General features: G+C 62.7%; 26 protein-coding genes. 15 read left to right on the top strand and 11 right to left on the bottom strand.

From position 1 onward, the window contains the following. Positions 1 to 113: 113 nt before the first annotated feature. Complete coding sequence (locus ACWPVA_RS14775; protein ID WP_454288401.1) at positions 114 to 1058, top strand: nucleoside hydrolase; 945 nt, start codon at positions 114 to 116, stop codon at positions 1056 to 1058. Positions 1059 to 1106: 48 nt separating this feature from the next. On the opposite strand, the gene ACWPVA_RS14770 is transcribed toward ACWPVA_RS14775, so the two are convergent. Continuing rightward, a complete protein-coding gene (locus ACWPVA_RS14770; protein WP_454288400.1) occupies positions 1107 to 2015 on the bottom strand; it encodes a ribokinase in 909 nt (302 codons plus the stop codon). 42 nt (positions 2016 to 2057) lie between these two features. Further along, positions 2058 to 3275, bottom strand: a complete 1218-nt coding sequence (locus ACWPVA_RS14765; protein ID WP_454288399.1) for a DNA recombination protein RmuC — start codon at positions 3273 to 3275, stop codon at positions 2058 to 2060. Positions 3276 to 3633: 358 nt separating this feature from the next. On the opposite strand from ACWPVA_RS14765, the gene ACWPVA_RS14760 reads away from it, so the two are divergent. From ACWPVA_RS14760 to arsH, 6 genes are all read left to right on the top strand, one after another. Then, positions 3634 to 5148, top strand: coding sequence for a methyl-accepting chemotaxis protein (locus ACWPVA_RS14760; protein ID WP_454288398.1), 1515 nt, complete (start codon positions 3634 to 3636; stop codon positions 5146 to 5148). 91 nt (positions 5149 to 5239) lie between these two features. Further along, positions 5240 to 5755, top strand: coding sequence for a peptide deformylase (gene def, locus ACWPVA_RS14755; protein ID WP_454288397.1), 516 nt, complete (start codon positions 5240 to 5242; stop codon positions 5753 to 5755). Positions 5756 to 5818: 63 nt separating this feature from the next. Continuing rightward, positions 5819 to 6754 carry a methionyl-tRNA formyltransferase gene (gene fmt, locus ACWPVA_RS14750; RefSeq protein WP_454288396.1) on the top strand — a complete coding sequence of 312 codons (936 nt, stop codon included), beginning with the start codon at positions 5819 to 5821 and terminating at the stop codon, positions 6752 to 6754. Further along, positions 6754 to 7515 carry a tRNA pseudouridine(38-40) synthase TruA gene (gene truA, locus ACWPVA_RS14745; protein ID WP_454288395.1) on the top strand — a complete coding sequence of 254 codons (762 nt, stop codon included), beginning with the start codon at positions 6754 to 6756 and terminating at the stop codon, positions 7513 to 7515. Before fmt ends, truA begins: the two co-directional genes overlap by 1 nt. 92 nt (positions 7516 to 7607) lie before the next feature. Continuing rightward, a complete protein-coding gene (arsC, locus tag ACWPVA_RS14740) occupies positions 7608 to 8021 on the top strand; it encodes an arsenate reductase (glutaredoxin) (protein ID WP_454288394.1) in 414 nt (137 codons plus the stop codon). Further along, the gene (gene arsH, locus ACWPVA_RS14735) at positions 8018 to 8740 is read left to right on the top strand and encodes an arsenical resistance protein ArsH (protein WP_454288393.1); all 723 of its coding nucleotides are present in this window, start codon (positions 8018 to 8020) and stop codon (positions 8738 to 8740) included. The genes arsC and arsH overlap by 4 nt, the downstream gene beginning before the upstream one ends. Positions 8741 to 8745: 5 nt before the next feature. On the opposite strand, the gene ACWPVA_RS14730 is transcribed toward arsH, so the two are convergent. The 4 genes from ACWPVA_RS14730 to dapD form a co-directional block, all read right to left on the bottom strand. Beyond that, a complete protein-coding gene (locus ACWPVA_RS14730; protein ID WP_454288392.1) occupies positions 8746 to 9342 on the bottom strand; it encodes a hypothetical protein in 597 nt (198 codons plus the stop codon). Then, on the bottom strand, positions 9329 to 10522 hold the full coding sequence (gene dapE / locus ACWPVA_RS14725) for a succinyl-diaminopimelate desuccinylase (RefSeq protein WP_454288391.1): 1194 nt from the start codon (positions 10520 to 10522) through the stop codon (positions 9329 to 9331). Before dapE ends, ACWPVA_RS14730 begins: the two co-directional genes overlap by 14 nt. Positions 10523 to 10626: 104 nt before the next feature. Beyond that, positions 10627 to 11010 carry a DUF805 domain-containing protein gene (locus ACWPVA_RS14720; RefSeq protein WP_454288390.1) on the bottom strand — a complete coding sequence of 128 codons (384 nt, stop codon included), beginning with the start codon at positions 11008 to 11010 and terminating at the stop codon, positions 10627 to 10629. A gap of 5 nt (positions 11011 to 11015) precedes the next feature. Next, positions 11016 to 11873: a 2,3,4,5-tetrahydropyridine-2,6-dicarboxylate N-succinyltransferase gene (gene dapD, locus ACWPVA_RS14715; RefSeq protein ID WP_454288389.1), complete on the bottom strand. Its 858-nt coding sequence runs from the start codon at positions 11871 to 11873 to the stop codon at positions 11016 to 11018. A 154-nt stretch (positions 11874 to 12027) separates the two neighbouring features. Here dapD and ACWPVA_RS14710 point away from each other — a divergent pair, with 154 nt between their 5' ends. After that, complete coding sequence (locus ACWPVA_RS14710) at positions 12028 to 12888, top strand: LOG family protein (RefSeq protein WP_454288388.1); 861 nt, start codon at positions 12028 to 12030, stop codon at positions 12886 to 12888. Between the two features lie 58 nt (positions 12889 to 12946). Here ACWPVA_RS14710 and ACWPVA_RS14705 read toward each other — a convergent pair whose 3' ends face one another. From ACWPVA_RS14705 to ACWPVA_RS14695, 3 genes are all read right to left on the bottom strand, one after another. Then, positions 12947 to 13744: an EF-hand domain-containing protein gene (locus tag ACWPVA_RS14705; RefSeq protein ID WP_454288387.1), complete on the bottom strand. Its 798-nt coding sequence runs from the start codon at positions 13742 to 13744 to the stop codon at positions 12947 to 12949. Positions 13745 to 13855: 111 nt separating this feature from the next. Continuing rightward, a complete protein-coding gene (locus ACWPVA_RS14700) occupies positions 13856 to 14575 on the bottom strand; it encodes a pyrimidine 5'-nucleotidase (RefSeq protein WP_454288386.1) in 720 nt (239 codons plus the stop codon). A gap of 156 nt (positions 14576 to 14731) precedes the next feature. Next, positions 14732 to 15502, bottom strand: coding sequence for an ABC transporter substrate-binding protein (locus ACWPVA_RS14695; RefSeq protein WP_454288385.1), 771 nt, complete (start codon positions 15500 to 15502; stop codon positions 14732 to 14734). Between the two features lie 140 nt (positions 15503 to 15642). On the opposite strand from ACWPVA_RS14695, the gene ACWPVA_RS14690 reads away from it, so the two are divergent. The 4 genes from ACWPVA_RS14690 (at position 15643) to ACWPVA_RS14675 (ending at position 19408) form a co-directional block, all read left to right on the top strand. Beyond that, a complete protein-coding gene (locus tag ACWPVA_RS14690) occupies positions 15643 to 16599 on the top strand; it encodes a LysR family transcriptional regulator (RefSeq protein WP_454288384.1) in 957 nt (318 codons plus the stop codon). Positions 16600 to 16678: 79 nt separating this feature from the next. Next, positions 16679 to 17800: an NAD(P)/FAD-dependent oxidoreductase gene (locus ACWPVA_RS14685; RefSeq protein WP_454288383.1), complete on the top strand. Its 1122-nt coding sequence runs from the start codon at positions 16679 to 16681 to the stop codon at positions 17798 to 17800. Positions 17801 to 17866: 66 nt separating this feature from the next. Further along, positions 17867 to 18781, top strand: a complete 915-nt coding sequence (locus ACWPVA_RS14680) for an EamA family transporter (RefSeq protein ID WP_454288382.1) — start codon at positions 17867 to 17869, stop codon at positions 18779 to 18781. 93 nt (positions 18782 to 18874) lie between these two features. Further along, positions 18875 to 19408 carry a methylated-DNA--[protein]-cysteine S-methyltransferase gene (locus tag ACWPVA_RS14675; RefSeq protein WP_454289603.1) on the top strand — a complete coding sequence of 178 codons (534 nt, stop codon included), beginning with the start codon at positions 18875 to 18877 and terminating at the stop codon, positions 19406 to 19408. A gap of 30 nt (positions 19409 to 19438) precedes the next feature. On the opposite strand, the gene argB is transcribed toward ACWPVA_RS14675, so the two are convergent. Next, positions 19439 to 20326 carry an acetylglutamate kinase gene (argB, locus tag ACWPVA_RS14670; RefSeq protein ID WP_454288381.1) on the bottom strand — a complete coding sequence of 296 codons (888 nt, stop codon included), beginning with the start codon at positions 20324 to 20326 and terminating at the stop codon, positions 19439 to 19441. A 179-nt stretch (positions 20327 to 20505) separates the two neighbouring features. Here argB and ACWPVA_RS14665 point away from each other — a divergent pair, with 179 nt between their 5' ends. The 3 genes from ACWPVA_RS14665 (at position 20506) to ACWPVA_RS14655 (ending at position 22529) form a co-directional block, all read left to right on the top strand. Beyond that, positions 20506 to 21066: a sigma-70 family RNA polymerase sigma factor gene (locus tag ACWPVA_RS14665; protein ID WP_454288380.1), complete on the top strand. Its 561-nt coding sequence runs from the start codon at positions 20506 to 20508 to the stop codon at positions 21064 to 21066. Then, on the top strand, positions 21038 to 21760 hold the full coding sequence (locus tag ACWPVA_RS14660; protein ID WP_454288379.1) for an anti-sigma factor: 723 nt from the start codon (positions 21038 to 21040) through the stop codon (positions 21758 to 21760). The genes ACWPVA_RS14665 and ACWPVA_RS14660 overlap by 29 nt, the downstream gene beginning before the upstream one ends. A gap of 211 nt (positions 21761 to 21971) precedes the next feature. Beyond that, positions 21972 to 22529 carry a fasciclin domain-containing protein gene (locus tag ACWPVA_RS14655; protein WP_454288378.1) on the top strand — a complete coding sequence of 186 codons (558 nt, stop codon included), beginning with the start codon at positions 21972 to 21974 and terminating at the stop codon, positions 22527 to 22529. A gap of 54 nt (positions 22530 to 22583) precedes the next feature. Here ACWPVA_RS14655 and yihA read toward each other — a convergent pair whose 3' ends face one another. Beyond that, positions 22584 to 23243: a ribosome biogenesis GTP-binding protein YihA/YsxC gene (yihA, locus tag ACWPVA_RS14650; protein ID WP_454288377.1), complete on the bottom strand. Its 660-nt coding sequence runs from the start codon at positions 23241 to 23243 to the stop codon at positions 22584 to 22586. Between the last annotated feature and the right edge of the window lies 1 nt (position 23244).

The raw sequence follows: 23244 nt of genomic DNA, 5'->3' as shown, positions 1-23244 counted from the left end.
AGCTTCATGAGAATAAATATGGGCGGCGGAGGCCCTGGGTGCAAGCATACGCGTGCTTGACAAAACCGGTCGTCGGGCTCATCTGGCGATCCTTTTGAACAGGATCGGCAGGCATGACGGAACGCAGAAAAATCATCATCGATACCGACCCGGGGCAGGACGATGCCGCAGCCCTGATGCTTGCCTTTGCCAGTCATGACGAACTCGAGATCCTCGGGATCACCACCGTTGCCGGCAACGTGCCGCTGAGGCTCACCAGCCGCAATGCACGGATCGTTTGCGAATTGTGCGACTGCACCGACATCCCGATCTTTGAAGGCGCCGACCGGCCGATCGCGCGTCCGCTGGTCACCGCCGAGCACGTTCACGGCAAAACGGGGCTCGATGGCGCAGTTCTCGATGAGCCAACGATGCAGGTTATGCCACAGCACGCCGTCGACTTTATCATCGAGACGCTGCGCCGCGAGCCGGAAGGCAGCGTGACACTGTGCACCCTCGGACCGCTGACCAATCTCGGTATGGCGATCAGGAAAGCGCCGGACATCGCGCCACGCATCCGCGAACTGGTGCTGATGGGCGGTGGTTTCTCCGAAGGAGGCAATATCACGCCCGCTGCCGAGTTCAACATTTACGTCGATCCGCAGGCTGCCGATATCGTCTTCAGGGCGGGCATTCCGCTCGTCATGATGCCGCTCGATGTCACCCACCAGTTGATGACCACGAAGGCCCGTGTATCGCGCCTTTCCGCGCTTGGCACCCGGCCTGCAAAGGTCATGGTCGAGTGGCTGCAGTTCTTCGAGCGTTTCGACGAGGAAAAATACGGCTCCGACGGCGGGCCGCTGCATGACCCGACCGTGATCGCCTATCTGCTGATGCCGGAACTCTTCTCCGGTCGCCATTGCAATGTCGAGATCGAGACGCAATCGGAACTGACGCTCGGTATGACGGTAGTCGATTGGTGGCGGGTCTCAAACCGCGCGCCGAACGCACGCGTCATGCGCCATGTCGATGCAGACGGCTTTTTCGATCTCCTGATCGATCGCTTCGCTCGCCTCTGATCCTGCGACAGCATGGGTCAGGGCAACGTTCCGGCTCCCTCGAGCAGATTACACCTGCCCTAGGTGCTGCTCCACCTCGTCCGCGCTCGGAATCGACGGCTGCGCGCCATGCTGGAGGCATGCGAGCGAACCGGCAACCGCCGCACGGCGCAGCGCGGCCTCGAAGTCGAGCCCCTGGTCCAGGCTCGCGGCCAGATAGCCGCAGAATGTGTCGCCAGCCCCAACCGTATCGACCGGACGAATGGCCAGGCCCTTGGTTCGATGGAGCATGGAATTCCGGACGGCGATAACACCCTCTGCGCCGAGCGTGACGATCAGCGTTTGCCCCGTCTTCCGGTGAAGTTGCATGAGCGCCTCCTCGCGCTCCTGCATGCCAATGGCGCCACGGCCCGCGTAAAGCTCGAACTCGGTTTCGTTGGCGATGACGATATCGGCCATCTGTCCGAGGCGGACGGCATCATCCGTCAGCGGAGCGATATTAAGGATGCTCGAAGCGCCGCGCGACCTGGCGTCTGCCAGCGCGCGCTCGACCCCGGCGGCCGGGACTTCCAACTGCAACATCAGGAAATCTCCCTGCTGCATCGCCGCCACCGCTGCCGCGGCGTCGCTCTCACGATTCATGCCGTTGGCACCGGGCACGACCGTGATCATGTTCTCGCCGTCGCCGCCGACCAGGATGAGGGCGGTACCGGTCGGTCCTTGGATATGCTGAACCCCGACGAGATCCACACCTGCTTCTTCCAGCATGGCGAGCGCGGGGCCTGCGAATTCGTCCTGACCCACGGCGCCGACCATGCGCACGGCGGATCCGGCACGGCGGGCGGCCAGCGCCTGATTGGCGCCTTTGCCCCCGGCAGCGGTCGCAAAGTCTGTGCCGGCTACCGTCTCGCCGGGTTTCGGGAGCCGAGGCGTCGTGGCAATGAGATCCATGTTGATGGAGCCGAATACAGTGATCATGCGTGTTTCCGTCCTTGGTGTCCGTCCCGTCAGAAGCCAGCCTTATTCATCGTCGACGATCCTCAGTTTCAGGAGGCCAGTCCGGCTTTCCACCGATCTCTGGCCTTCGTCCGGCGCTGTCGCCGAAGCCGCCGGAAACTCGAGTGCCTCGATTTTGGCGCCGCGCTTTGTCAGTTTGTCGGCGGAGGTAAGGATCATGTCTACGTCTTTCTGGGCCGCCAGAAAATGACCCTGCAGCTTTCTGGTGCGTTCGTCGAGGCGGACTAGGTCTTCCATCAGATGAACGACCTCGCCTTGGATCAGGTGAGCCTGTTCGCGCATGCGCTGGTCCTTGAGGACTGCCTGGATCACCTGGATCGACAGCATCAGCAAGGATGGCGAGACGATCACGACACGCAACCGATGGGCCTTCTGCACGATCGCTTCGAAATGTTCGTGGATCTCGGCGAAGATCGATTCCGACGGAACGAACAGGAAGGCCATGTCCTGGGTTTCGCCGGCGATCAGGTATTTCGTCGAAATGTCGCGAATATGCACCTCGATATCGCGCCGGAAATTCTGGCCGGCCACCTTCTTCTCTTCCGGGGTCTGCCCGTCGCGAATGGCGTTCCAGGCCTCGAGCGGAAACTTGGCGTCGATCACCAGCGGCGGCGAGCCGTTCGGCATGCGGATCGTGCAGTCGGGGCGCATGCCGTTTGAAAGCGTAGACTGAAAAGTATAGGCGCCCATTGGCAGCCCGTCGGCGACGATCGTTTCCATGCGTGACTGGCCGAAGGCGCCGCGCGTCTGTTTGTTGGACAGAATAGCCTGGAGACCCACGACGTCCTTGGCCAATGACTGGATGTTGTTCTGTGCCGCATCGATCACCGCTAGCCGCTCCTGCAGTTGGCGCAAGTTCTCATGTGTCGATTTGGTCTGCTCGGTGATCGTCGTGCCGAGGCGTTGGGTCAGGCCGTCGAGCCGTTGGTTGATCGTCTGGTTGAGTTCGGATTGCCGCTTGCCGAACACATCGGACATTGCGGCCAGCCGCCCTTGCATCTCCGCCTGGGCCCTCAACAATTCCGCGAGCCGGGCCTCGGCCACGGCCTCGCGCCGCGCCGCGTCCATCGCGATCTCCGCACGACTGCGGCCGGCGCGGTGGATGGACAGGATGAGCAGAAACAACGCCGTCAGCAGCGATGCTGCGACGATGCTGGCAAGGGCGATCGGAGAAAGGCCGAAGGTGCCGATGGCCAGCGCGGTGAGGTCGGTACTGTTCATGGCGTGGAAGACTAGCAGATTCGCGAAACAGCGATAGATCAAATCAGGAACATTTGACTGCCTGCGCCGTCGCGAGGCAAGAGTTCGAGCCGAAGCAGCATTGCGCCCGCGATCTCCGCAAGGCCAAGGCCTGTTTTCTTAGCGCGCGGCTCAGGAGCGATCCAATGCGGGCATCGCCGACAATGCCGGCCCGGCACTCGTCCAGATAATCCGGCCGATCAGTGTAAGCAATGACTTGCCAAATCGCGATTTCTCGCAGGCCGCGTTCATGCTCCATTTAGGAATTTCACGAATTGTTGTGGAGTATTTCTGAAATTCGGGGGTGCGTCCCCGCTCCGAGAAGGCATTGCGAGATCCAATGAGTGCAGAAAAAGACAAGAACCTGACCGAACGTCTCGCATTTCTCGAAATTGACCAGAAGACGTCCAGAACGTTGAATTCGCTGCGTCCAACTCTTGGGGAGCTTCTCGGCGGCACGCTCGACAAATTCTATGCCAAGGTCGCCGCCACGCCGCAGCTCGCCCGCTTCTTCAGCAGCAAGGAGCACATGACCGGGGCGAAGAATGCCCAGATGGTGCACTGGGACAAACTCTCCAAGGGTACTTTTGACAGCGATTACGTCAACGGCGTCACCACCGTGGGCAAGACCCACGCGCGCATCGGCCTCGAACCTCGCTGGTACATCGGCGGCTATTCCAAGCTGATGACCGAACTGGTGTCGGGCGTCCTCGTCAAGCACTGGCCGTTTCCCTTCGGAAAGCATCATGCAGAGGCCCTCGGAGAAAAGCTCGGCGCCCTGATCAAGGCATCCATGCTCGACATGGACTACGCGATCTCGGTCTATCTTGCCGAACTCGATGAGCGGCGCAAGGTATTGGAGGAAGAACGCAAACGCTTCGAGGACGACCAGCGGGTCGCCATGGAGCATTTGCGCCGTGGCCTCGAAGCGCTCGCCCGCGGTGACTTTGAAAGCAAGATGACCACCGACCTCCCGGACAATTTCAAGCAGATGGCCCTCGACTATAACGAGACCGTCGTGCGGCTCAGCGAGTCCTTCGCCTCCATTCGTCGCGCCTCGGAGGAGATTCTGAACGGCACCGATACGATCGCCAAGGCGTCCGACGACATCGCTGTCAGCACGGCCAAGCAGGCGGCGGGCGTGCAGGAAAGCTCATCGGCCCTGCAGCAGTTATCAGTGAGCGTCGGCCAGACGGCGACCAATGCGGAACGCGCCTCGATGGCGGTGCACGACACCCAGCAGCAGGCACGCAGTTCCGGTGACGTTGTCGCCCAGGCGATTGCTGCCATGGCCGAGATTGAAAAGTCATCGACCGAAATCTCCAAGATTATCGGCGTCATCGACGAGATTGCCTTCCAGACAAATCTCCTGGCGCTGAATGCAGGTGTCGAGGCGGCGCGTGCCGGTGACGCCGGCAAGGGTTTCGCCGTGGTCGCCCAGGAAGTCCGCCAGCTTGCCCAGCGCAGCGCGGATGCAGCGAAGGAAATCAAGCGGCTGATCTCCCAGAGCAGCCATCAGGTCAACGAAGGCGTTGGGCTTGTCTCGAACACCGGCACGGCACTTGCCGACATGATCAGCCGCATCGACACGATCCACTCCATCGTTTCCGAGATCGCCACCGCCGCCAAGGATCAGGCGACCGGCCTCAAGGAGGTCAACCAGGCGACGCAAAGCATGGATACGCTCACGCACCAGAATTCGGCCATGGTGGAGCAGACCTCCGCCGAAACGCAGCGTCTGCGGGGCGAAGTTGCCGGCCTCGTGCAGTTGCTCGGCCAGTTGAGCACGCGCGGCGGCACGGAACGCGCGGACGAGGTCGCGCGCCGGCCCGCCTCCCGAAGGCATGCTGCCTGATCTCCATCGTCCACCGCCGACTTGCCGGAAACGCGGGCCATGTCCGCGTTTTTCGATTCCATCGCCGGAAAAGATGCGTTATGGGAGCGCCATGACGATAAAGCCTCTCATCATCCTCCCCGATCCCCTGCTGCGCCAGGTTTCCACGTCCATCGAGCGTGTCGATGCCGACCTTCGCAAACTCGTCGACGACATGCTCGAGACCATGTACGAAGCGCCGGGTATCGGGCTTGCCGCCATTCAGGTCGGCGTGCCGCGCCGCCTGCTGGTGATCGACATCTCCAAGGAAGACGAGGGCAAGCGGCCGCTGGTCTTCATCAATCCCGAGATCATAGCGTCGTCGGATGAGCGTTCGGTCTATGAGGAAGGGTGCCTGTCGATCCCTGACTACTATGCCGAGGTCGAGCGTCCGGCTTCTGTAACGGTCAAGTCGATTGATCGCGATGGCAAGGAACAAGTGACCGAAGCCGAAGGGCTGCTCGCCACCTGCCTGCAGCATGAAATCGACCATCTGAACGGCATCTTGTTCATCGACCATATCTCCCGCCTGAAGCGTGAGATGGTGATCAAGAAGTTCACCAAGGCGGCAAGGACGAAAGCGCTCTGATCCTTGGCCGGCGGCTGGCGCCGGACGGGTAGGGCGGCGCGCCGAAGGGAGGCGGAAACCATTATGGCACTTCGCATCATCTTCATGGGCACGCCCGAGTTTTCCGTGGTCACGCTGGAAGCGCTCGCCGCCGCCGGTCACGACATCGTCGCCGTCTATACCCAGCCACCCCGTCCGGGCGGGCGCCGCGGTCTCGATCTGCAGAAGTCCCCGGTTCATCTCACCGCCGAGCGGCTCGCCCTGCCGGTCCTTCATCCCGTGAACTTTCGTGAACAGGAAGACCGCACGCGTTTCCGTGCCCTCGACGCCGATGTCGCCGTCGTCGTCGCCTATGGTCTACTCCTGCCTGAAGCGATCCTGACCGGCACACGGCTCGGCGCCTACAACGGGCACGCCTCGCTCCTTCCGCGCTGGCGGGGTGCCGCCCCGATTCAGCGCGCCATCATGGCCGGCGATGCGGAGACTGGCATGATGGTGATGAAGATGGACAAGGGCCTCGACACCGGCCCCGTCGCCTTGACCCGCAAGGTGGCGATCGGGCCGGACATGACCGCCGGGGAACTGCACGATCGCCTGAGCGCCGTCGGCGCCGAAGCCATGGTCGAGGCCATGGCCGGGCTCGAAGCAGGTACATTGCAGACCGTGCCGCAGGCCGAGGAGGGCGTGATCTACGCGGCCAAGATCGACAAGGGTGAGACGCGCATCGATTTTTCCCGCGACGCCGCGCAGGTGCACAATCATATCCGCGGCCTGTCGCCCTTTCCCGGCGCCTGGTTCGAGCTCGAGGTGAACGGCAAGCCGGAGCGGGTCAAGGTTCTACGCTCTGCCCTGGCCGATGGCGTAGGCGTCCCCGGCGCGGTCCTCGATCCGTCGCTGACCATTGCCTGCGGTCGCGGGGCCGTGCGGCTGACGCGACTTCAGAAGGCCGGCGGCAAGCCGCTGGATGCGGCCGATTTCCTGCGCGGTACGCCCGTCTCGCCCGGAACGGTCCTGAATTAATGCCGCGCTTCAAAATGACCGTTGAATATGACGGCACGCCTTATGTCGGCTGGCAGCGCCAGGACAACGGCCACTCAGTGCAGGCGGCGCTGGAGAAGGCCGCCCTGTCGCTGACCGGCGAAACCGTGTTGATGCGCGGCGCCGGCCGCACCGATTCCGGCGTGCATGCCATGGGGCAGGTGGTCCACGTCGACCTGACACGCGATTGGGTCCCCTACACGCTGCGCAATGCGCTGAACGCCTATCTGGCGCAGGCCGGCGAACGGGTGGCTGTGCTTGACGTCTGTTGCGTCGATGACAGTTTCGACGCGCGCTTTTCCGCGATCCGCCGACACTATCTCTATCGCATCATCACACGGCCAGCACGCCTCGCGCTCGAGGCCGAGCGCGCCTGGTGGGTATCGAAGCCGCTCGACCACGAAGCCATGCACGCGGCCGCCCAGCGGCTCATCGGCCACCACGACTTCACCACTTTCCGTTCCGTCCGTTGTCAGGCCAATAGCCCGATGCGGACGCTCGACCGGCTCGACGTGACGCGGGACGGCGACCTGATCGAGATTCGCGCCACGGCGCAGAGTTTCCTGCACAATCAGATCCGCTCCTTTGCCGGCACGCTCAAGCTGGCTGGCGAAGGCAGGATGACGGCGGATGACGTGCGGGCCGCGCTCGAGGCGCGCGACCGCGCGGCCTGCGGGCCGGTCGCCCCACCGGAGGGGCTGTTCTTCCTCAAGGTGGATTATCCGCGCGACGAGCAACATTGAGAAAGTCGGCAGCGACATTTCGCTGCGTGCTTGTCAGGCCATCCGAAATGACATATCCATATTTCAAGAAATCTCGAAATATGGAGAGCCCCATGGCCGTCACCATCTATCACAATCCCGCCTGCGGAACCTCCCGCAACACGCTTGAGATGATCCGCCTGTCGGGCGAGGAGCCGCTGGTGATCGAATATCTGAAGACCCCGCCGAGCCGTGAGCGGCTGGTCGAGCTGATCGGTAAGATGGGGATTCCGACGCGCGAACTGCTGCGCAAGAAGGGCACGCCTTACGAGGAGCTTGGCCTGGACGACAACACACTGACCGACGAGCAACTGGTCGATGCGATGATGGCGCATCCGATCCTGATCAACCGCCCGATCGTCGAGACGGATAAGGGCACGCGCCTTTGCCGGCCGTCGGAGGCTGTTCTGGAGATTCTGGAGAACCCTGTCGACAGCTACACCAAGGAAGACGGTGAGGTCGTCAAGACGAGCGGTGCGGCCGAATGAGCGTCGCGGATACCGATACCCCGAATATCGACGACAGCCAGTTCCGGCCGGTTGACGAGGCTCGCCTGTTCCAGCCGGAGCGCAAGACACATCCGCCGCGCATCCTGATGCTCTACGGCTCGCTACGGGAGCGCTCCTATTCGCGGCTTCTGACGGAAGAAGCGGCCCGCATCCTGCGCCGCTATGGCGCGGAGGTCCGCATCTACGATCCCCACGGCTTGCCGCTCGCCGACGAGGTCGAGGCGTCGCACCCCAAGGTGCAGGAACTGCGCGACCTGTCTCTCTGGTCGGAGGGCCAGGTCTGGTGCTCGCCCGAGCGGCATGGCGCCATGTCGGGCGCGATGAAGACGCAGATCGACTGGCTGCCTCTGTCGATCGGGGCTGTCCGCCCAACGCAGGGCCGCACACTGGCGCTCATGCAGGTTTGCGGCGGCTCGCAGAGCTTCAATTCGCTCAACCAGATGCGCGTGCTCGGCCGCTGGATGCGGATGTTCACCATCCCCAACCAGTCCTCCGTGCCGAAGGCTTTCAGTGAGTTTGATGAAGCGGGCCGGATGAAACCGTCGTCCTACTACGAGCGCGTCGTCGACGTGATGGAGGAACTGGTCAAGTTCACCCTTCTGCTGCGCGAGCGCTCGGACTATCTGGTCGAGCGCTATTCCGAGCGGGTCGAGACGGCGGCGGAACTGTCGAAGCGGGTCAACCAGCGCTCGATCTGAACCGCTCAGCCCGGATAGATACCGAGATAGCGTTCCAGCACACCCGATAGGATCATTGCCGGCACGAGCAAGACCATCGTGACCGTCGCGATGGTGAGCACGTGGTCGCCGAATACCATTCGCAAGATACGGAAAAGCGCCATGACAAGTGCGACGGCGAGTCCGTAGGACAGGATGACGGCGAGACCAGTGAGGCCGGGAACCAGCAGCATCATCAGGAGCAGGAAGCCGTAGGCATAGGAGGCGGGCAACGTCAGCCAATTGGAGATGACGACGATCGAAAGAAATTTCTCACCAATCCCCACCATCCAGCAAAGCAGGCCGACGAGCACCAGGGGAACGATCCAGTTGGCAATTTCGACGAGACCGAGCCGGAAGAAAAACAACGAACCGACCTCTGCGCCTTCCGGCTGGGCCTGCAGATAGATGCTCCGCCACCAGACGAAGGTCAGGAGCGTAGTCGGGAGGACGAAGACGGCCGCCCAGAAGGAGCGCAACGCGCCGCGGTCGGAAAAATCAAGATAGTTCACACCCTTGGGGTCTTGCGTGAACAGCAGCCAAAGGCCGGTGAGATAGAACTCTACTTCCTTAAGCGTTGGCATTCGCGAACCACTGGTCGATGAAGGTCTTGTAGATCCGGCTCAGCGTTTCCAGATCCTGAACCGCGACCCGCTCGTCGACCATGTGCATGGTCTGGCCGACCAGGCCGAATTCCACAACCGGGCAATAGTCCTTGATGAAGCGGGCGTCCGACGTGCCGCCGGTGGTCGACAGTTGCGGCGTGGCGCCCGTCACCGTCTCGATCGCGCGCGACAGGGAGCCGATCAGCGCATCGTCACGGGTCAGGAAGACTTGGCTCGGCCGCTCCGACCAGACGATGTCATAGGCGACCGGATCGCGACCGGGACGGAGATGGCTGTCGGTGGCTGCTTCGTCCAGCCGGCGCAGGATCTCTGCCTGCACACTCTCAGGCGTCCACAGGTCGTTGAAGCGGATATTGAACTTGAAGCTCGCGGCGGCCGGAATGACATTGGTTGCATTATTGCCGACGTCGATAGAGGTGACTTCTAGATTGGACGGCTGGAAATTGTCGGTGCCGTGGTCGAAATGCGGATGCATCAGCGCGTCGGCAAGGCGCACCGCGCCGCGCACCGGATTGTCGGCAAGCTGCGGATAGGCTGCATGCCCCTGCACCCCGCGCACCGTCACCGTTGCCGAGATCGAGCCGCGCCGGCCGATCTTGATCATGTCGCCGAGCTGGTCCGGATTGGTCGGCTCGCCGACCAGGCAGGCGTCCCAGTGCTCGCCTTTCTCCTTGGCCCATTCGAGCAGCTTGACCGTCCCGTTGACCGCCGGGCCTTCCTCGTCGCCGGTGATGAGCAGCGACACCGAACCCTTCGGGGGACCCTTTTCCTCAATCAGTCTTGCCAGTGCCGTGATGAAGCACGCAATGCCGCCCTTCATGTCGACGGCCCCGCGACCGTAGAGCATGCCATCGGCGATCTCGGCGGCAAACGGCGGGTGGCTCCAGTCGGCCTCGCTGCCCACCGGGACGACATCGGTATGGCCGGCAAACATCAGATGCGGACCCTGGTCGCCGAGCCGGGCATAGAGGTTCTCGATGTCAGGCGTACCGGGCTCGCGCGCGGTCGTGCGTTCGACCTTGAAGCCGAGCGGTTCCAGTAGGTCCTGTAGTACGGTGAGTGCCCCGCCCTCCGCGGGCGTGACGGAGGGGCAGCGGATGAGAGCCTGGAGGACTTCGACGGGATTGGTGGCGGTCATGATCTCGGGCGCTTTGGGAGGTCCGGAAGCGCTGCTGCCGCGACCGTCTGGAAGGATGGGATAGGTTTAGCCGATCGGCCGGCAGCTGTCACCATTCTGCGGGCTCAGGTTTGCGGCCAGTCGGGCGCCGGGCCGTAAGGATTGGTGCCAGGGCGCGATGGCCAGAGGCAGAGCACGAAGAGCATGATGAAGGATACGGCCGGAACGAAAAGCACGAAGACCAGGATGCCCGGAAAGCCCATGTCGTGCAGGCGTTTGATGCTGAGCATGATGGTGGAGACAAGAGAAGCTGCAAGACCGGTGAAGAACAGGAAGCTAAAGAACCGGAACAGTTCCGCGTCCTCCTGGTGGAGGGCGAGGGAGGCGATGGTGTAGCTGTTGATCATCACCCAGAACAGCCAGCCGAGAATGAACACCTGCCGCCCGGCGCGGCCGGAGGGGCTGAACAACAGCCAGCTGACGGTCGGCCGCCGGGCGGGAGACTGCATCCTGATCAGTCCCGCAGAAGTTCGTTGATCCCGGTCTTCGAGCGGGTCCGCGCGTCGACGCGCTTGACAATCACGGCGCAGTAGAGATTGGGCGCCGTCTGACCGTTCGCCATTATCTTGTCGGAGGCCAGCGAGCCGGCGACAACGACGGAATAGGGCGGCACTTCGCCATAGCTGATCTCACCGGTGGCGCGATCGACGATCTTGGTCGACTTGCCGATGAAGACGCCCATGCCGAGCACCGAGCCCTCGCGGATGATGCAGCCTTCGACGACTTCGGAACGGGCGCCGATGAAGCAATTGTCCTCGATAATCGTCGGGCCGGCCTGCATCGGCTCCAGAACGCCGCCGATGCCGACGCCTCCGGACAGATGCACATGGGCGCCGATCTGGGCGCAGGAGCCGACGGTTGCCCATGTGTCGACCATGGTGCCCTCGCCGACATAGGCGCCGAGATTGACGAAGGACGGCATCAGGATGGCGTTCGGTGCGATATAGGCCGAGCGGCGCACCACGGCGTTCGGTACCGCGCGAAAACCGGCGCGCTCGAACTCATTGGTGCTCCAACCCTCGAACTTGGAGGGGACCTTGTCCCACCAGGTCGCGCCGCCCGGACCGCCGCTGACTACTTCCATCGAATTGAGGCGGAAGGACAGGAGAACGGCCTTTTTCAGCCACTGGTGAACGGTCCAGTTGCCGTCCTCGCCGCGGGTCGCAACGCGTGCCTTGCCGCTGTCGAGAAGGTTTAGGGCTGTTTCGACGGCATCACGGATGTCGCCACGCGTCATGGTCGTGACCGTGTCGCGGTTTTCGAAAGCCGCTTCGATGACGTGTTCGAGGGCGCTGAGATCCGTGGCGTTCATCTGAATTCCTTAAACTTCGTTGTCTATCGTTGACCCGGACGATATCCGCATTCGCAATCGGGAACTGGTCACTGCTCTAGCGCATTCGCCCGGGGTTGAAAACATCCGCCGGCGCATTCGCCGTCTCCGATCGCGGCAAAGAAAGGCATGACAGATGGCAAAGCCCACCAATGGACAAGAGAGGCGCAAGGACGGTGTCTGGGATCCGCTGAAGGACAGCAGGACCGACCACAGGCGCGCAGCCGAAGTGCCGCGCACGCCGCAGTCCGAATCGCCGTCCTACCGGCTTGCCTATGTCGATGACGATTTCATGATGCGCGAGGAACTCCGCCCGGTGCGGCTGCAGCTCGAACTGCTGAAGGTCGAGATGATTCTCGCCGAGCGCGGCATCAAGTCGACGGTGGTCATGTTCGGCGGCGCACGCATCCCCGAGCCCGGCAAGGATGCCTGGGCGGCGCGCAACGAAACCCAGCGCGCCAATCTCATGGCGGCATCGGTCTACTACGAGGAAGCCCGCAAATTTGCCCGCCTGTGCGGCGAGTACGCGGCCATCCACGATCATCGGGAATATGTCGTGACGACGGGTGGCGGCCCGGGGGTGATGGAGGCCGGCAATCGCGGTGCCGCGGAGGTCGGAGCACCGACCATCGGGCTCAACATCGTTCTGCCGCACGAACAGGCGCCGAATCCCTATGTGACACCGGAGTTAAGCTTCAACTTCCACTATTTCGCCATTCGCAAGATGCATTTCCTCATGCGCGCCAAGGCAATCGCCATCTTCCCGGGCGGCTTTGGGACGCTGGACGAGTTCTTCGAGTCGGTAACGCTGATCCAGACCAAGCGCATGGCGCCGATCCCACTGATCCTGTTTGGCGAGGAATTCTGGCGGCGTATCGTCGACTTCGAGGCGCTGGCGGATTTCGGCACAATCGCGCCGGATGACCTGCAATTGCTGCATTTCGTCGAGACTGCAGATCAAGCTTGGAAAATCATCGCCGACCACTACGAGCACTGAATGCGAAAGGCCCGCAGCATATGCTGCGGGCCCTGTAGATCTGGCTAATCTTGGAACCTTAACGGCCCCACATACCGCGCTTCGGCAGGTCGTCGGCCGTGATGAAGCCGTCCTTGTCGGTGTCCATCTGCGTGAACATCTTGTCGGTGAGGGCTGCTGCTTCTTCCTTGCTGATCTGCCCGTTCTCGTCGGCGTCGGCCATGCGCATCATGCCGCGCGGACCCATTGCGCCCATCCGATCGCCCATTGGTCCGCCGCGTTCCATGCCGGGACCGCGATCGCCACCGCGCATGCCGTGGCCACCGCCATGGTGCATGCCGTACCGCTGGCCGTCGCTATCGCCCCAGCCGCGGCCCTTGCCCTGACGGGGGCCGTCATTGTCGTCGCGCTGACCATGCCTGCCCCAACCGAATTGGTTGCCCGTTCCGTCACGCGGCGGCTCAGCGTTCATCGGGCCGGTGCCGTCCTGGGGACCTTGGCCTTGACCCTCACCCGCGGCGGGACCATTGCCCTGGCCCTGGCCCTGGCCCTGGCCGTTCTGCGCCGGTGCATTGGCCTGCATTTCCGCCTGGCGCGCGGCGCGCATGGCTTCGCGGTGCTTGCGGAATTCGCCCGGCGTCAGCACGCCATCGTTGTCTGCGTCGATGGTGGTGAACATCTTGTCCCTGGCGGCTTCAGCCTCTTCCTTGGAAATCTTGCCGTCCTTGTTGGTGTCGAATTCCTGCAACATGTGGACGAACCTGCCTTCGCCACCCGGGCCGCGGCCCATGCCCTGCTGGGCGAGAACGGCCGAAGCCGAGGTGCCAATCAGGAGGCTGCCGACGATGGCTGCGAGGGTGAGTGTCTTGCCAGTCATGGAAAAGTTCCTTTCATCATCTGGTGATGGGAGGAAACTAGGGCGGCCGAATGCAAGAACCTACTTAAACATCGGTAAGCTGGGTGAAGCTTTTGTAATGTTTGAAAAATGTCAAGCCGAGGCGTCTACCAGACGGCCGAGGAAGGCTGCGAGATCGTCTGTGACGAAATCGATGTTTGCCGGATCGGAATTATCCGCCAGTTCCCAGCTTTCCAGCACCACGTCGCCGAGATTGCGCGGCACGAGCAGCACCGTCTTCATGCCGAGCGTCTTCGGCACCGCCAGATTGCGCGGCAGGTCCTCGAACATGGCCGCATGCCGTGTGTCGATGCGGTTCAGGCTGGTGAACTTGTCATAGGTGGTGCCGGCCGGCTTCGGCTGGTAGCCGGCGGCGACAATGTCGAAGATGTCGTTGAAATGGTCGAGAATGCCAAGCGCCCGGGCGGCAGCTTCCGCATGGGCGACCGTGCCGTTGGTAAAGATGAACTTGCGGCCCGGCAAGGTCTTGATGGCTGCGCCGAGGCTCTCGTCGGGCAGGAGCGCCGAATAATCGATCGCATGAGCCTTCTCGAGGAAGTCGTTCGGATCGACGCCGTGATGCTGCATCAGGCCGGCAAGCGTGGTGCCATGGTCGTGGTAGTATTTCTTCTGCAACACCTTCGCCTCGGCCGGCTCCATCTGCAACAGTTGCGCTACATAGGCCGTCATGTTGCGGTCGATCTGCGCGAACAGATTGATGTGATGCGGATAGAGCGTGTTGTCGAGGTCGAACACCCAATCATGGACATGGGCGAAGTCGTCTCGGTGCGGAAGAAGAGCTTTGTCGGTCATGCTGGCGTTATGACACGGCCGCCGGATTTGGCAAGACGGAGTGCCGCGATCGCTGAAGCCGGGCGGACCGCTCCTGCCCGAATTCCCGAATATGAAAATCCCCTCGCGGCGCCAGCCGGCGAGGGGATCGGTTACCAATCGCGCGATCGGCTTTGATCACTTCATTTCGAAGATGTCGATCGGGAAGTACTTCTTGTTGATCTCCGCATATTTGCCGTTGGCGCGGATCGCGTCGATCGCGGCATTCAGCTTGGCCAGCAGGTCGGTGTCTTCCTTGCGCACCGCAATGCCGGCGCCTTCGCCGATGAATTTGGGATCGGCGATCGGCGCGCCGACCAGCTCGCAGCACTTGGCGCCGTCGCCCTTGGAGAGCCAGTCCATCATCGGCAGCATGTCGCCGATCTGTACGTCGATGCGGCCGTTGATCATGTCCATGTTGACCTCGTCCTGGGTCGGATAGAGCTTGATGTCCAGGTCCGGATAGGTGGCGGTGGCATATTCCGCCTGGGTCGTGCCGGACTGCGCGCCGATCACCTTGCCCTTCAGGCCCTCGTTGGAGAAGTCCGTGATGTTGGCGCCCTTCTGGGCGATATGGGTCATCGGCGCCTTGTAGTAGGACTTGGTGAAGGCGACCTTCTCGGCCCGTTCCGGCGTGATGAACATTGAGGCGATCATGAAGTCGAACTTCTTTGCCTGCAGCGCCGGGATGATGCCGTCCCAGTCCTGGGTTACAACCTCGCATTCGACCTTCATCTCGGCGCACAGCGCCATGCCGATCTCGACGTCGAAGCCGCCGACCTTGCCGTCCGAGGCGACGAAGTTGAAGGGCGGATAGGCGCCTTCGGTGCCGATGATCAGCTTGTCGGCAGCCTGGGCGGAAAGCGCTGTCAGGGCCGTAAAGGCCAGAGCCAGAATGGTTTTCTTCATGATCGTTCCCCTTGTGGTGACGCCTTTCGCGACGCCTTGCCGGCCAGTCTATGCAGCGCTTGAGCATCAGCGAAATAGATAGTTGCAATAGTCGATATCAACGTGATTTATTGTGAAGCGCCTTTCAGCGGGACGACCTAATGGCCAACAAACGGCTCGAACGCTTCGCCCACAATCTCGACTGGAATCTGCTACGAACCTTCGCTGTCGTGGTCGAGGAAGGATCGATCACCGCCGCCGCCAGTCGTCTGCTGTTGCAGCAACCGGCTGTCTCCATGGCCTTGAAACGGCTAGAGGAGACGACCGGCCATCGCCTGATCGATCGCCGTCCGGGGCGCTTCGAAATGACGGAGGCCGGCGAGCGGTTGTATCGCCAGGCGCGCGACATCTTCGCCGCCGTCGTTCGCCTGCCGGACACGCTCGAAGGCGCCGGCGCCGATATCTCCGGCCATGTCTCGGTCCATGCCGTCTCCCACGTCCATCACCCCGGCTGGGACGAGCGGACCGCGCGCTTCTTCATCGCCCATCCGAAGGTCACCATGAACGTGACGATCGAGACCACGGCGGACGTCATCAGTTCGGTCGAGCGCGGCATTGCCAGCATCGGCATCTGTGACGGCATCATTCCCGATCACCTGGCCAAGGTCCCCTACAAGCTGGAGCGCTACGCGCTTTACTGCGGTGCCGGCCACCGGCTGTTCGGCGTGGAGGGCGCTTCGCTCAACGACCTGCGCGGCGATCCCTATGTGGCCTTCACCGCCGACGTGCTCGGTGGCCAGCACATGAATGCGGTGACGGCCGTGCGCGCCGTCGGCTCCTTCGGGCAGGAGGTGCGCGCGGTATCCAGCCATGTCGAGGAGGTGATCCGCATGGTCGCCGCCAACATCGGCATAGGCATGCTGCCCAATCATCTGGTGCGGCCCTGGGTCGAGGCAGGCCGGCTCTGGCAGTTGCCGCCCTACGGCAACCTGCCGGTCAGCGAGGTCTTCCTGATCAGCAATCCCAACGCCATGCTCAATCCGGCCGAACAGGCTCTTGTGGCTGTGATGGAGGGCCTTGAGTTGTTCGAGGATGAAACCGAACATCAATTTGGTTGATGCTTGCTTTTGTAACTATAAATTTGAATGTGGGTATCCTCCCCGGCTAGCATGCGACCTTCATTCGGGAAAACCATGCATGCAGACCTATGACATCGCCATCCTCGGCGGCGGCATCGCCGGCCTCTCGCTCGCCTATTTCCTCGGCGCCAGCCGTTCGGTCGTGGTGATCGAGCGCGAAGAGAACCTCGGCTACCATTCGACCGGCCGCTCGGCGGCGGAATTCGTGCTGCGCTATAACAGCCCCGAAGTCTGCACGCTCGCCGCCATCAGCCGCGACTTCTTCGACCATCCGCCCGAGGGCTTCACCGGCGTGCCCCTGCTCGTGCCCCGCGGCGGGCTGATGATCGCCAATGCGGAAAAACTGGAGCGGTTCGAGGCCCATTTCACCGTCGAACAGGCAAAGAGCGACAAGCTCACGCGTCTGTCGATCGACGAGGCCGTCGCCATGGCGCCGATTCTCGACCCGTCCTATCTCGCCGGAGCCTATCACGATCCGGAATTCTGGGACATCGAGGTGGAAAGCCTGCTGCAGGGCTATGTGAAGGGCGCCCGCCGCGCCGGCGTCGATATCCGCCAGAAGGCCGGTGTGATGGCTGCACGCGACGATGGGCGCCACTGGCTGATCGACACCGAAGGCGAGACCATTTCCGCGCGGCTCGTGGTGAACGCCACCGGCGGATGGGCCGACCCGACGGCGGGACTTTTCGGCGTCGCGCCGATCGGCATCGTGCCGCATCGGCGAACCGCGATCCTCGTTGACCTGCCGGACGGCGTCGACACCCGGACCATGCCGGAGATCAACGAACTGGACGACGAATTCTACATCAAGCCCGATGCCGGCCGCCTGCTTGTCTCGCCGGCCGACGAGACCCCTTGCGAGCCGGGCGACGTGCAGCCAGAAGAGATCGACGTCGCCTGGGCGGCGCATCATCTGGAAACCGCAACCACCATGGAGGTCAGGCGGATCGCCAGGACCTGGGCCGGCATGCGCAGCTTCGCGCCCGACCGCCTGCCGGTGGTCGGGCCGGCCAGTGACAATCCCCGCTTCTTCTGGCTGGCCGGGCAGGGCGGCTACGGCATCCTCAGTTCGCCGGCGCTCGGCGCGCTCGCCGCCAGCCTGTTGATCGGAAGCGAGGTTCCGGCGGGCTTTACCCGAGCCGGGCTCGCCCCGACAGTCTTTTCGCCCGGACGGTTCTGAGCAATCCGTCGCTTTCCCCAACCCAGCCGGCTTTCGCTCCCCGCCGCCGGGTGATAACAGCCTCCCATGCCCGCCTGGATTCTCATCACCTTCGCCAGCGCATTCTTACAGAACCTGCGCTCCGTCCTGCAAAAGCACCTGAAAGGCCGAATGGGCACGACGGGCGCGACCTTCGTGCGCTTCGGCTACGGGGTGCCCTTTGCGCTCGTCTATTTGGCTGTGCTGCACTATGGCCTTGGCCGGCCACTGCCGGTGCCGAATGGCGCCTTCGCCTTATGGGCGGTGATCGGCGCCTTTGCCCAGATCTCGGCGACCTTCCTGCTGGTCCATCTCTTCTCGTTCCGCAATTTCGCCGTCGGCACCGCCTATTCGCGCACCGAGCCGGCCCAGGCCGCCATGATCGCGCTGGTGCTGTTCGGCGAGACGATCACCGTCCCGACCCTGATGGCCATCCTCGTCTCGGTGCTCGGCGTCATGCTGATCTCGGTGGCGCGCACGACGCTGACCTTGCCGGCACTTTTTACCTCGGTCGTCAGCCGCACCGCGTTGATCGGCCTGCTGTCCGGTCTGTTCTTCGGCATCTCAGGCATTGCCTACCGTTCCGCGTCGCTCGCCTTGCAGCCGAGCCTGCCCGCACCCGACAGTGTCATGCAGGCAAGCTACACGCTGGTCGTGGTCATTCTCGTGCAGACCTTCGCCATGCTCTTCTGGATGCTGTGGCGCGATCGCGCCGAGCTTCGCCGTGTCGGGGCCGCCTGGAAGATCGGCATTCTCGTCGGCTTCGTCGGCGCGACCGCCTCCTTCGGCTGGTTCACGGCGATGACCCTGCAGCAGGTGGCCGTCGTCAAGGCGCTGGCCCAGGTCGAGATGCTCTTCACCTTCGCCTCCTCGGTCTTCTTCTTCAAGGAGAAGATCAACCGGCTGGAGGTCGCCGGCTGCGTTCTGATCGTCGCCGGGGTCCTGTTGCTGCTCGTCGTCTGAGCGCTGGCCCGATTTCGGACTGTCCGCACCGATTGCGGGAGCCGGATCGGCTCTCTATCATTGCTTTCTCGACAGGCGGGAGGCTTGATCCAGATGACGGAAGCGCTGTTTTGCGAATGGTTCGACACGCCGGTCGGTGACCTGGTTGCCGTCGCCGACAATACGCATCTGCGGGTTCTGGGCTTCGAGGATGACGGTTCGCCGGCCGACAGGCTCGAGCGGCAGCGCCGTCGACTCGGCCGCGATGTCATCGCCGCAAGCAACGCGATCACCACGGCGATGCGCCGGGAACTCAAGGCCTATTTCGCCGGTGAACTCTTCGACTTCACCCTGCCGCTCTCGCCGGCCGGCAGCGAATTCGAGCAGAAGGTCTGGGCGGAGCTGTTGAAGGTGCCGCTCGGCGAAACCTGTTCCTATGGCGATATCGCCAGGAATGTCGGTGGAATGGAAACCGTGCGCGCGGTCGGCAAGGCCAATGGCGCCAATCCGATCGCCATCGTCATCCCGTGCCACCGCTGCATCGGTTCCGACGGTTCGCTCACCGGTTATGGCGGCGGGCTGTGGCGCAAAAAATTTCTCCTGCGCCACGAAGGCGAGATGCGGCCGGTGGGGCTGTTTGCCCTCTGACCGCTTGGGACCAGACCGGCAAAGCCTCGATCAGGGAACGATCAGCGTGCCGGCACCGTGCTCGGTGAAGATTTCCAAGAGCACCGAATGCGCCGTCTTGCCGTTGAGGATGACCACGCCCTGAACGCCGGCGCTGATCGCGTCGATGCAGGTCTCGACCTTGGGGATCATGCCGCCGGAGATCGTGCCGTCCTTGATCAGCGCGCGGGCCTGCGCGACCGAGAGTTCCTTGATCAGCTCGCCGTTCTTGTTCAGCACGCCCGGAACGTCGGTGAGGAACAGCAGGCGGGTCGCCCGCAGCGCCCCGGCGATGGCGCCGGCAAAGGTGTCGGCATTGATGTTGTAGGTGTGGCCGTCGCGGCCAGGCGCGACCGGCGCGATGACCGGGATCATTTCGGACTTGGCGAGCAGGTCGAGGAGCGTGCGGTCGACTTCCACCACTTCGCCAACGAAGCCGAGGTCGAGAACGCGTTCGATATTGGAATCCGGATCGATGATGGTCTTCTTGGCCTTTTCGGCGAAGACCATGTTGCCGTCCTTGCCGCAAAGGCCGATCGCCCATTCGCCCGTCTGGTTGATGAGGGCGACGATTTCCTTGTTGATCGAACCGGCCAGCACCATTTCGACAATCTCGACGGTCTTCTGGTCGGTGACGCGCAGCCCCCCCTCGAACTTCGATTCGATGCCCATCCGCGTCAACATCGCGCCGATCTGCGGGCCGCCGCCGTGGACCACGATCGGGTTGACGCCCGACTGCTTCAGAAGCGCGATATCGGCGGCAAAGGCCTTGCCGAGTTCGGCATTGCCCATGGCGTGGCCGCCATATTTCACAACGATGGTCTTGTTCTCGTAGCGCTGCATGAAGGGCAGGGCCTGAGCAAGGAGCCGCGCCTGGGTTTCGCTTTCGGATGCCGTCATCGGATGCCCTCGTGATTGGTTCGCGGCCTTGTAACGCAAGATCGTCTGCGATGGAATAATCCGGGGAAAGATAAGCGTCGCCGATGATCCGGCGATGAACGGACGGCGTAGTCGCTGATAGGACACGATAAAATTGCGCCCGCGGGGAGGGCTGTCTGGAGGAGAGGGCCTGAAAGCCGATGCCTAACGACGAAATCGCCGTATTGCTGAGCCGGGTGGCCCTCAAGGACCGCTCCGCATTTTCTTTGCTCTACGCTCGCATATCACCGAAACTCTTTGCCATCTGCCTTCGTATATTGCGAGACAGGGCCGATGCGGAGGAAGCTTTGCAGGATATATTCGTGAAGATCTGGCAGCGGGCCGAGAGCTTTGCTTCGTCCGGCAATGGATCCATGGGATGGCTCGCTGCGATCGCGCGCTATCATTGCATTGACCGCCTGCGGGTGAGACGCCCGCCGGCGGAAGAGCTGGAGACTGTTATCGACCTCGCCGACAGCGCGGCAGACCCGGAACAAAGCGCGTTGCTGCGCTCGGAAGGAAAGCGGATTGACAGCTGTCTGCAAGAGTTGGATCCTGACCGTGCGCGCGCCGTGAGGCATGCCTATGTGGAGGGATTGTCTTATCAGGAGCTGGCCGATCGGTTCGCGGTGCCGCTGAACACGATGCGCACATGGCTGCGTCGCAGCCTGTTGAAATTGAGAGAGTGCATGGATGACGACGCCAGACCAGAGCAAGGGTGACCGCTCCCGCGACGAAGTGATCGCCGGAGAATATGTGCTCGGCGTCCTCGGCGTCGAGGATCGCATGCAGGTCGAGGAACGGCTGCGCCACGACCGGTCCTTCGCCACCATCGTCCGCCGTTGGGAGGACAATCTCTCGCAGTTCAACGAGGACTACGGCGTCGAACTGCCGCCCGAAGCGCTCTTCGCCAGGATCGAGGGCAAGATCTATGGCCAGCCACGGCGGAATCCGTCTTGGGCAGCGTTGGGTGGCCTGTGGAACTCGCTCGCCCTCTGGCGTGGCCTCGCCTTTTCCGGCGTCGCCGTCGCCGCCGTCCTCGCGGGAGCTGAAGCGGGGCTCTGGGATAGCTTGCCCGCAGGGCAGCCGCTGGTGGCCGAACTCGCCGGCAAGGACAGCGTCATCAGTCTCGTCGCCCGCTATGACAGCGGATCCGGCAGACTTCAGGTGACGCCGGTAGCAACCGGCGAGCAGCAGCAGAGATCGCTCGAACTTTGGCTGATCGAGGGTGAGTCGACGCCACGTTCTCTGGGCGTCCTGCCGCAGACCGGGGAAGGGGAGATCATCGTCCCCGACACGTTGCGTAGTCGCTTCGCCGAAGGCGTTATTCTCGCCGTCAGCCTCGAGCCCTTCGGCGGCTCCCCGACCGGCCAGGCGACCGGTCCAGTGATCGCGCTTGGGCCGGCGCATCTGTGACGGCGTGCCTCTCCGCACGTTGTTTCAATAGAAAAAGTAAAGATATCAGATATATAGAGAATAATTTCCGATTTTTTGGGGGCAACTGAAACTCTCTCTGCCCAGCCCTCGTCCTTTGTAGTGTTCCCCGACAACGGGATCGAAACAACCGCCCGGATGGCAATCCTGCCGCCGAGGACGGATCTAGAACACCAGGACAGAGGAAACCGAAATGTTCAAGACCACCCTTCGCCCGCTCACCCTTGCCGTCGCACTCGCCGCCGGTACCGTCGCCGCCCATGCCGAAAACCCGATGGTCGGTGGCGCCGCCATGGCGGAAGACAAGAACATCGTCGAAAATGCCGTCAATTCGAAGGATCACACGACGCTGGTTGCCGCCGTCACGGCTGCCGGCCTGGTCGAGACGCTTTCGGGTGCAGGCCCGTTCACTGTCTTCGCTCCCGTGAACGCTGCCTTCGACGCGCTTCCGGCCGGCACGGTCGACACGCTACTGAAGCCCGAGAACAAGGACCAGTTGACCAAGGTTCTGACCTGCCACGTCGTGGCGGCCGAAGCCATGTCGTCTGCCGTCGCCAAGCTGATCGCTGATGGCGGTGGCACACATGCGGTCGAGACGGTCGGCGGCTGCGTGCTCCAGGCCAAGATGGACGGCGACAAGATCACGCTCACCGACGAGACCGGCGGCGTTGCCACCGTGACCATCGCCGACGTCAAACAGTCGAACGGCGTGATCCATGTGATCGACAAGGTTCTGCTGCCGAAGGCCTGAGCCACGCTGCTGCCTCGCCTCTGGCGGGGCGATGTCTAGGTCGGGTGTACTGCGTCAGGTTGCCTGGCCGATGGCCTCGAGGATTGCCGCGCGCAAATCGTCGAGGCCATTTCCTTTTTCGGAGGAGGTGGCGACAATGAAGGGATAGGCAGCCGGGCGCTTCTTGATCTTCTCGAGCGTTTCCGCGATCAGGCGAGGCACGCCGGCTTCCTTGATCTTGTCGGTCTTGGTCAGCACGATCTGGTAGGACACCGCCGCCTTGTCGAGCAGGTCGAGCACTTCGTCGTCGTTCTTCTTGATGCCGTGGCGGCTGTCGATCAGCACGTAGACGCGCTTCAATGTCGCGCGGCCGCGCAGGTAGTCGAATACCAGCTTGGTCCAGGCGTCGACGTTTTCCTTCGGCGCCTGCGCATAGCCGTAGCCGGGCATGTCGACCAGCGCCATAGGCGGTAGGTCGCCCGCTTCGCCCGAATAGCCGTCAGGAACGAAATAGTTAAGTTCCTGAGTGCGGCCCGGCGTGTTCGACGTGCGAGCCAGTCCTTTGTGACCTACCAGCGCATTGATCAACGACGACTTGCCGACATTCGAGCGGCCGGCAAAGGCCACTTCGAGCGGTCCTTCGGGGGGAAGGAATTGCATCGACGGGACGCCGCGGATGAAGATCCACGGGCGGCCGAACAGAGGCTGATCGGTCTTCTGGTTGTTGTCTGTCATG

The sequence above is a fragment of the Rhizobium arsenicireducens genome, from assembly GCF_964021225.1.
The sequence above is the reverse complement of the archived record's forward strand: the minus strand, read 5'-3'. Positions and strand labels throughout refer to the sequence as shown.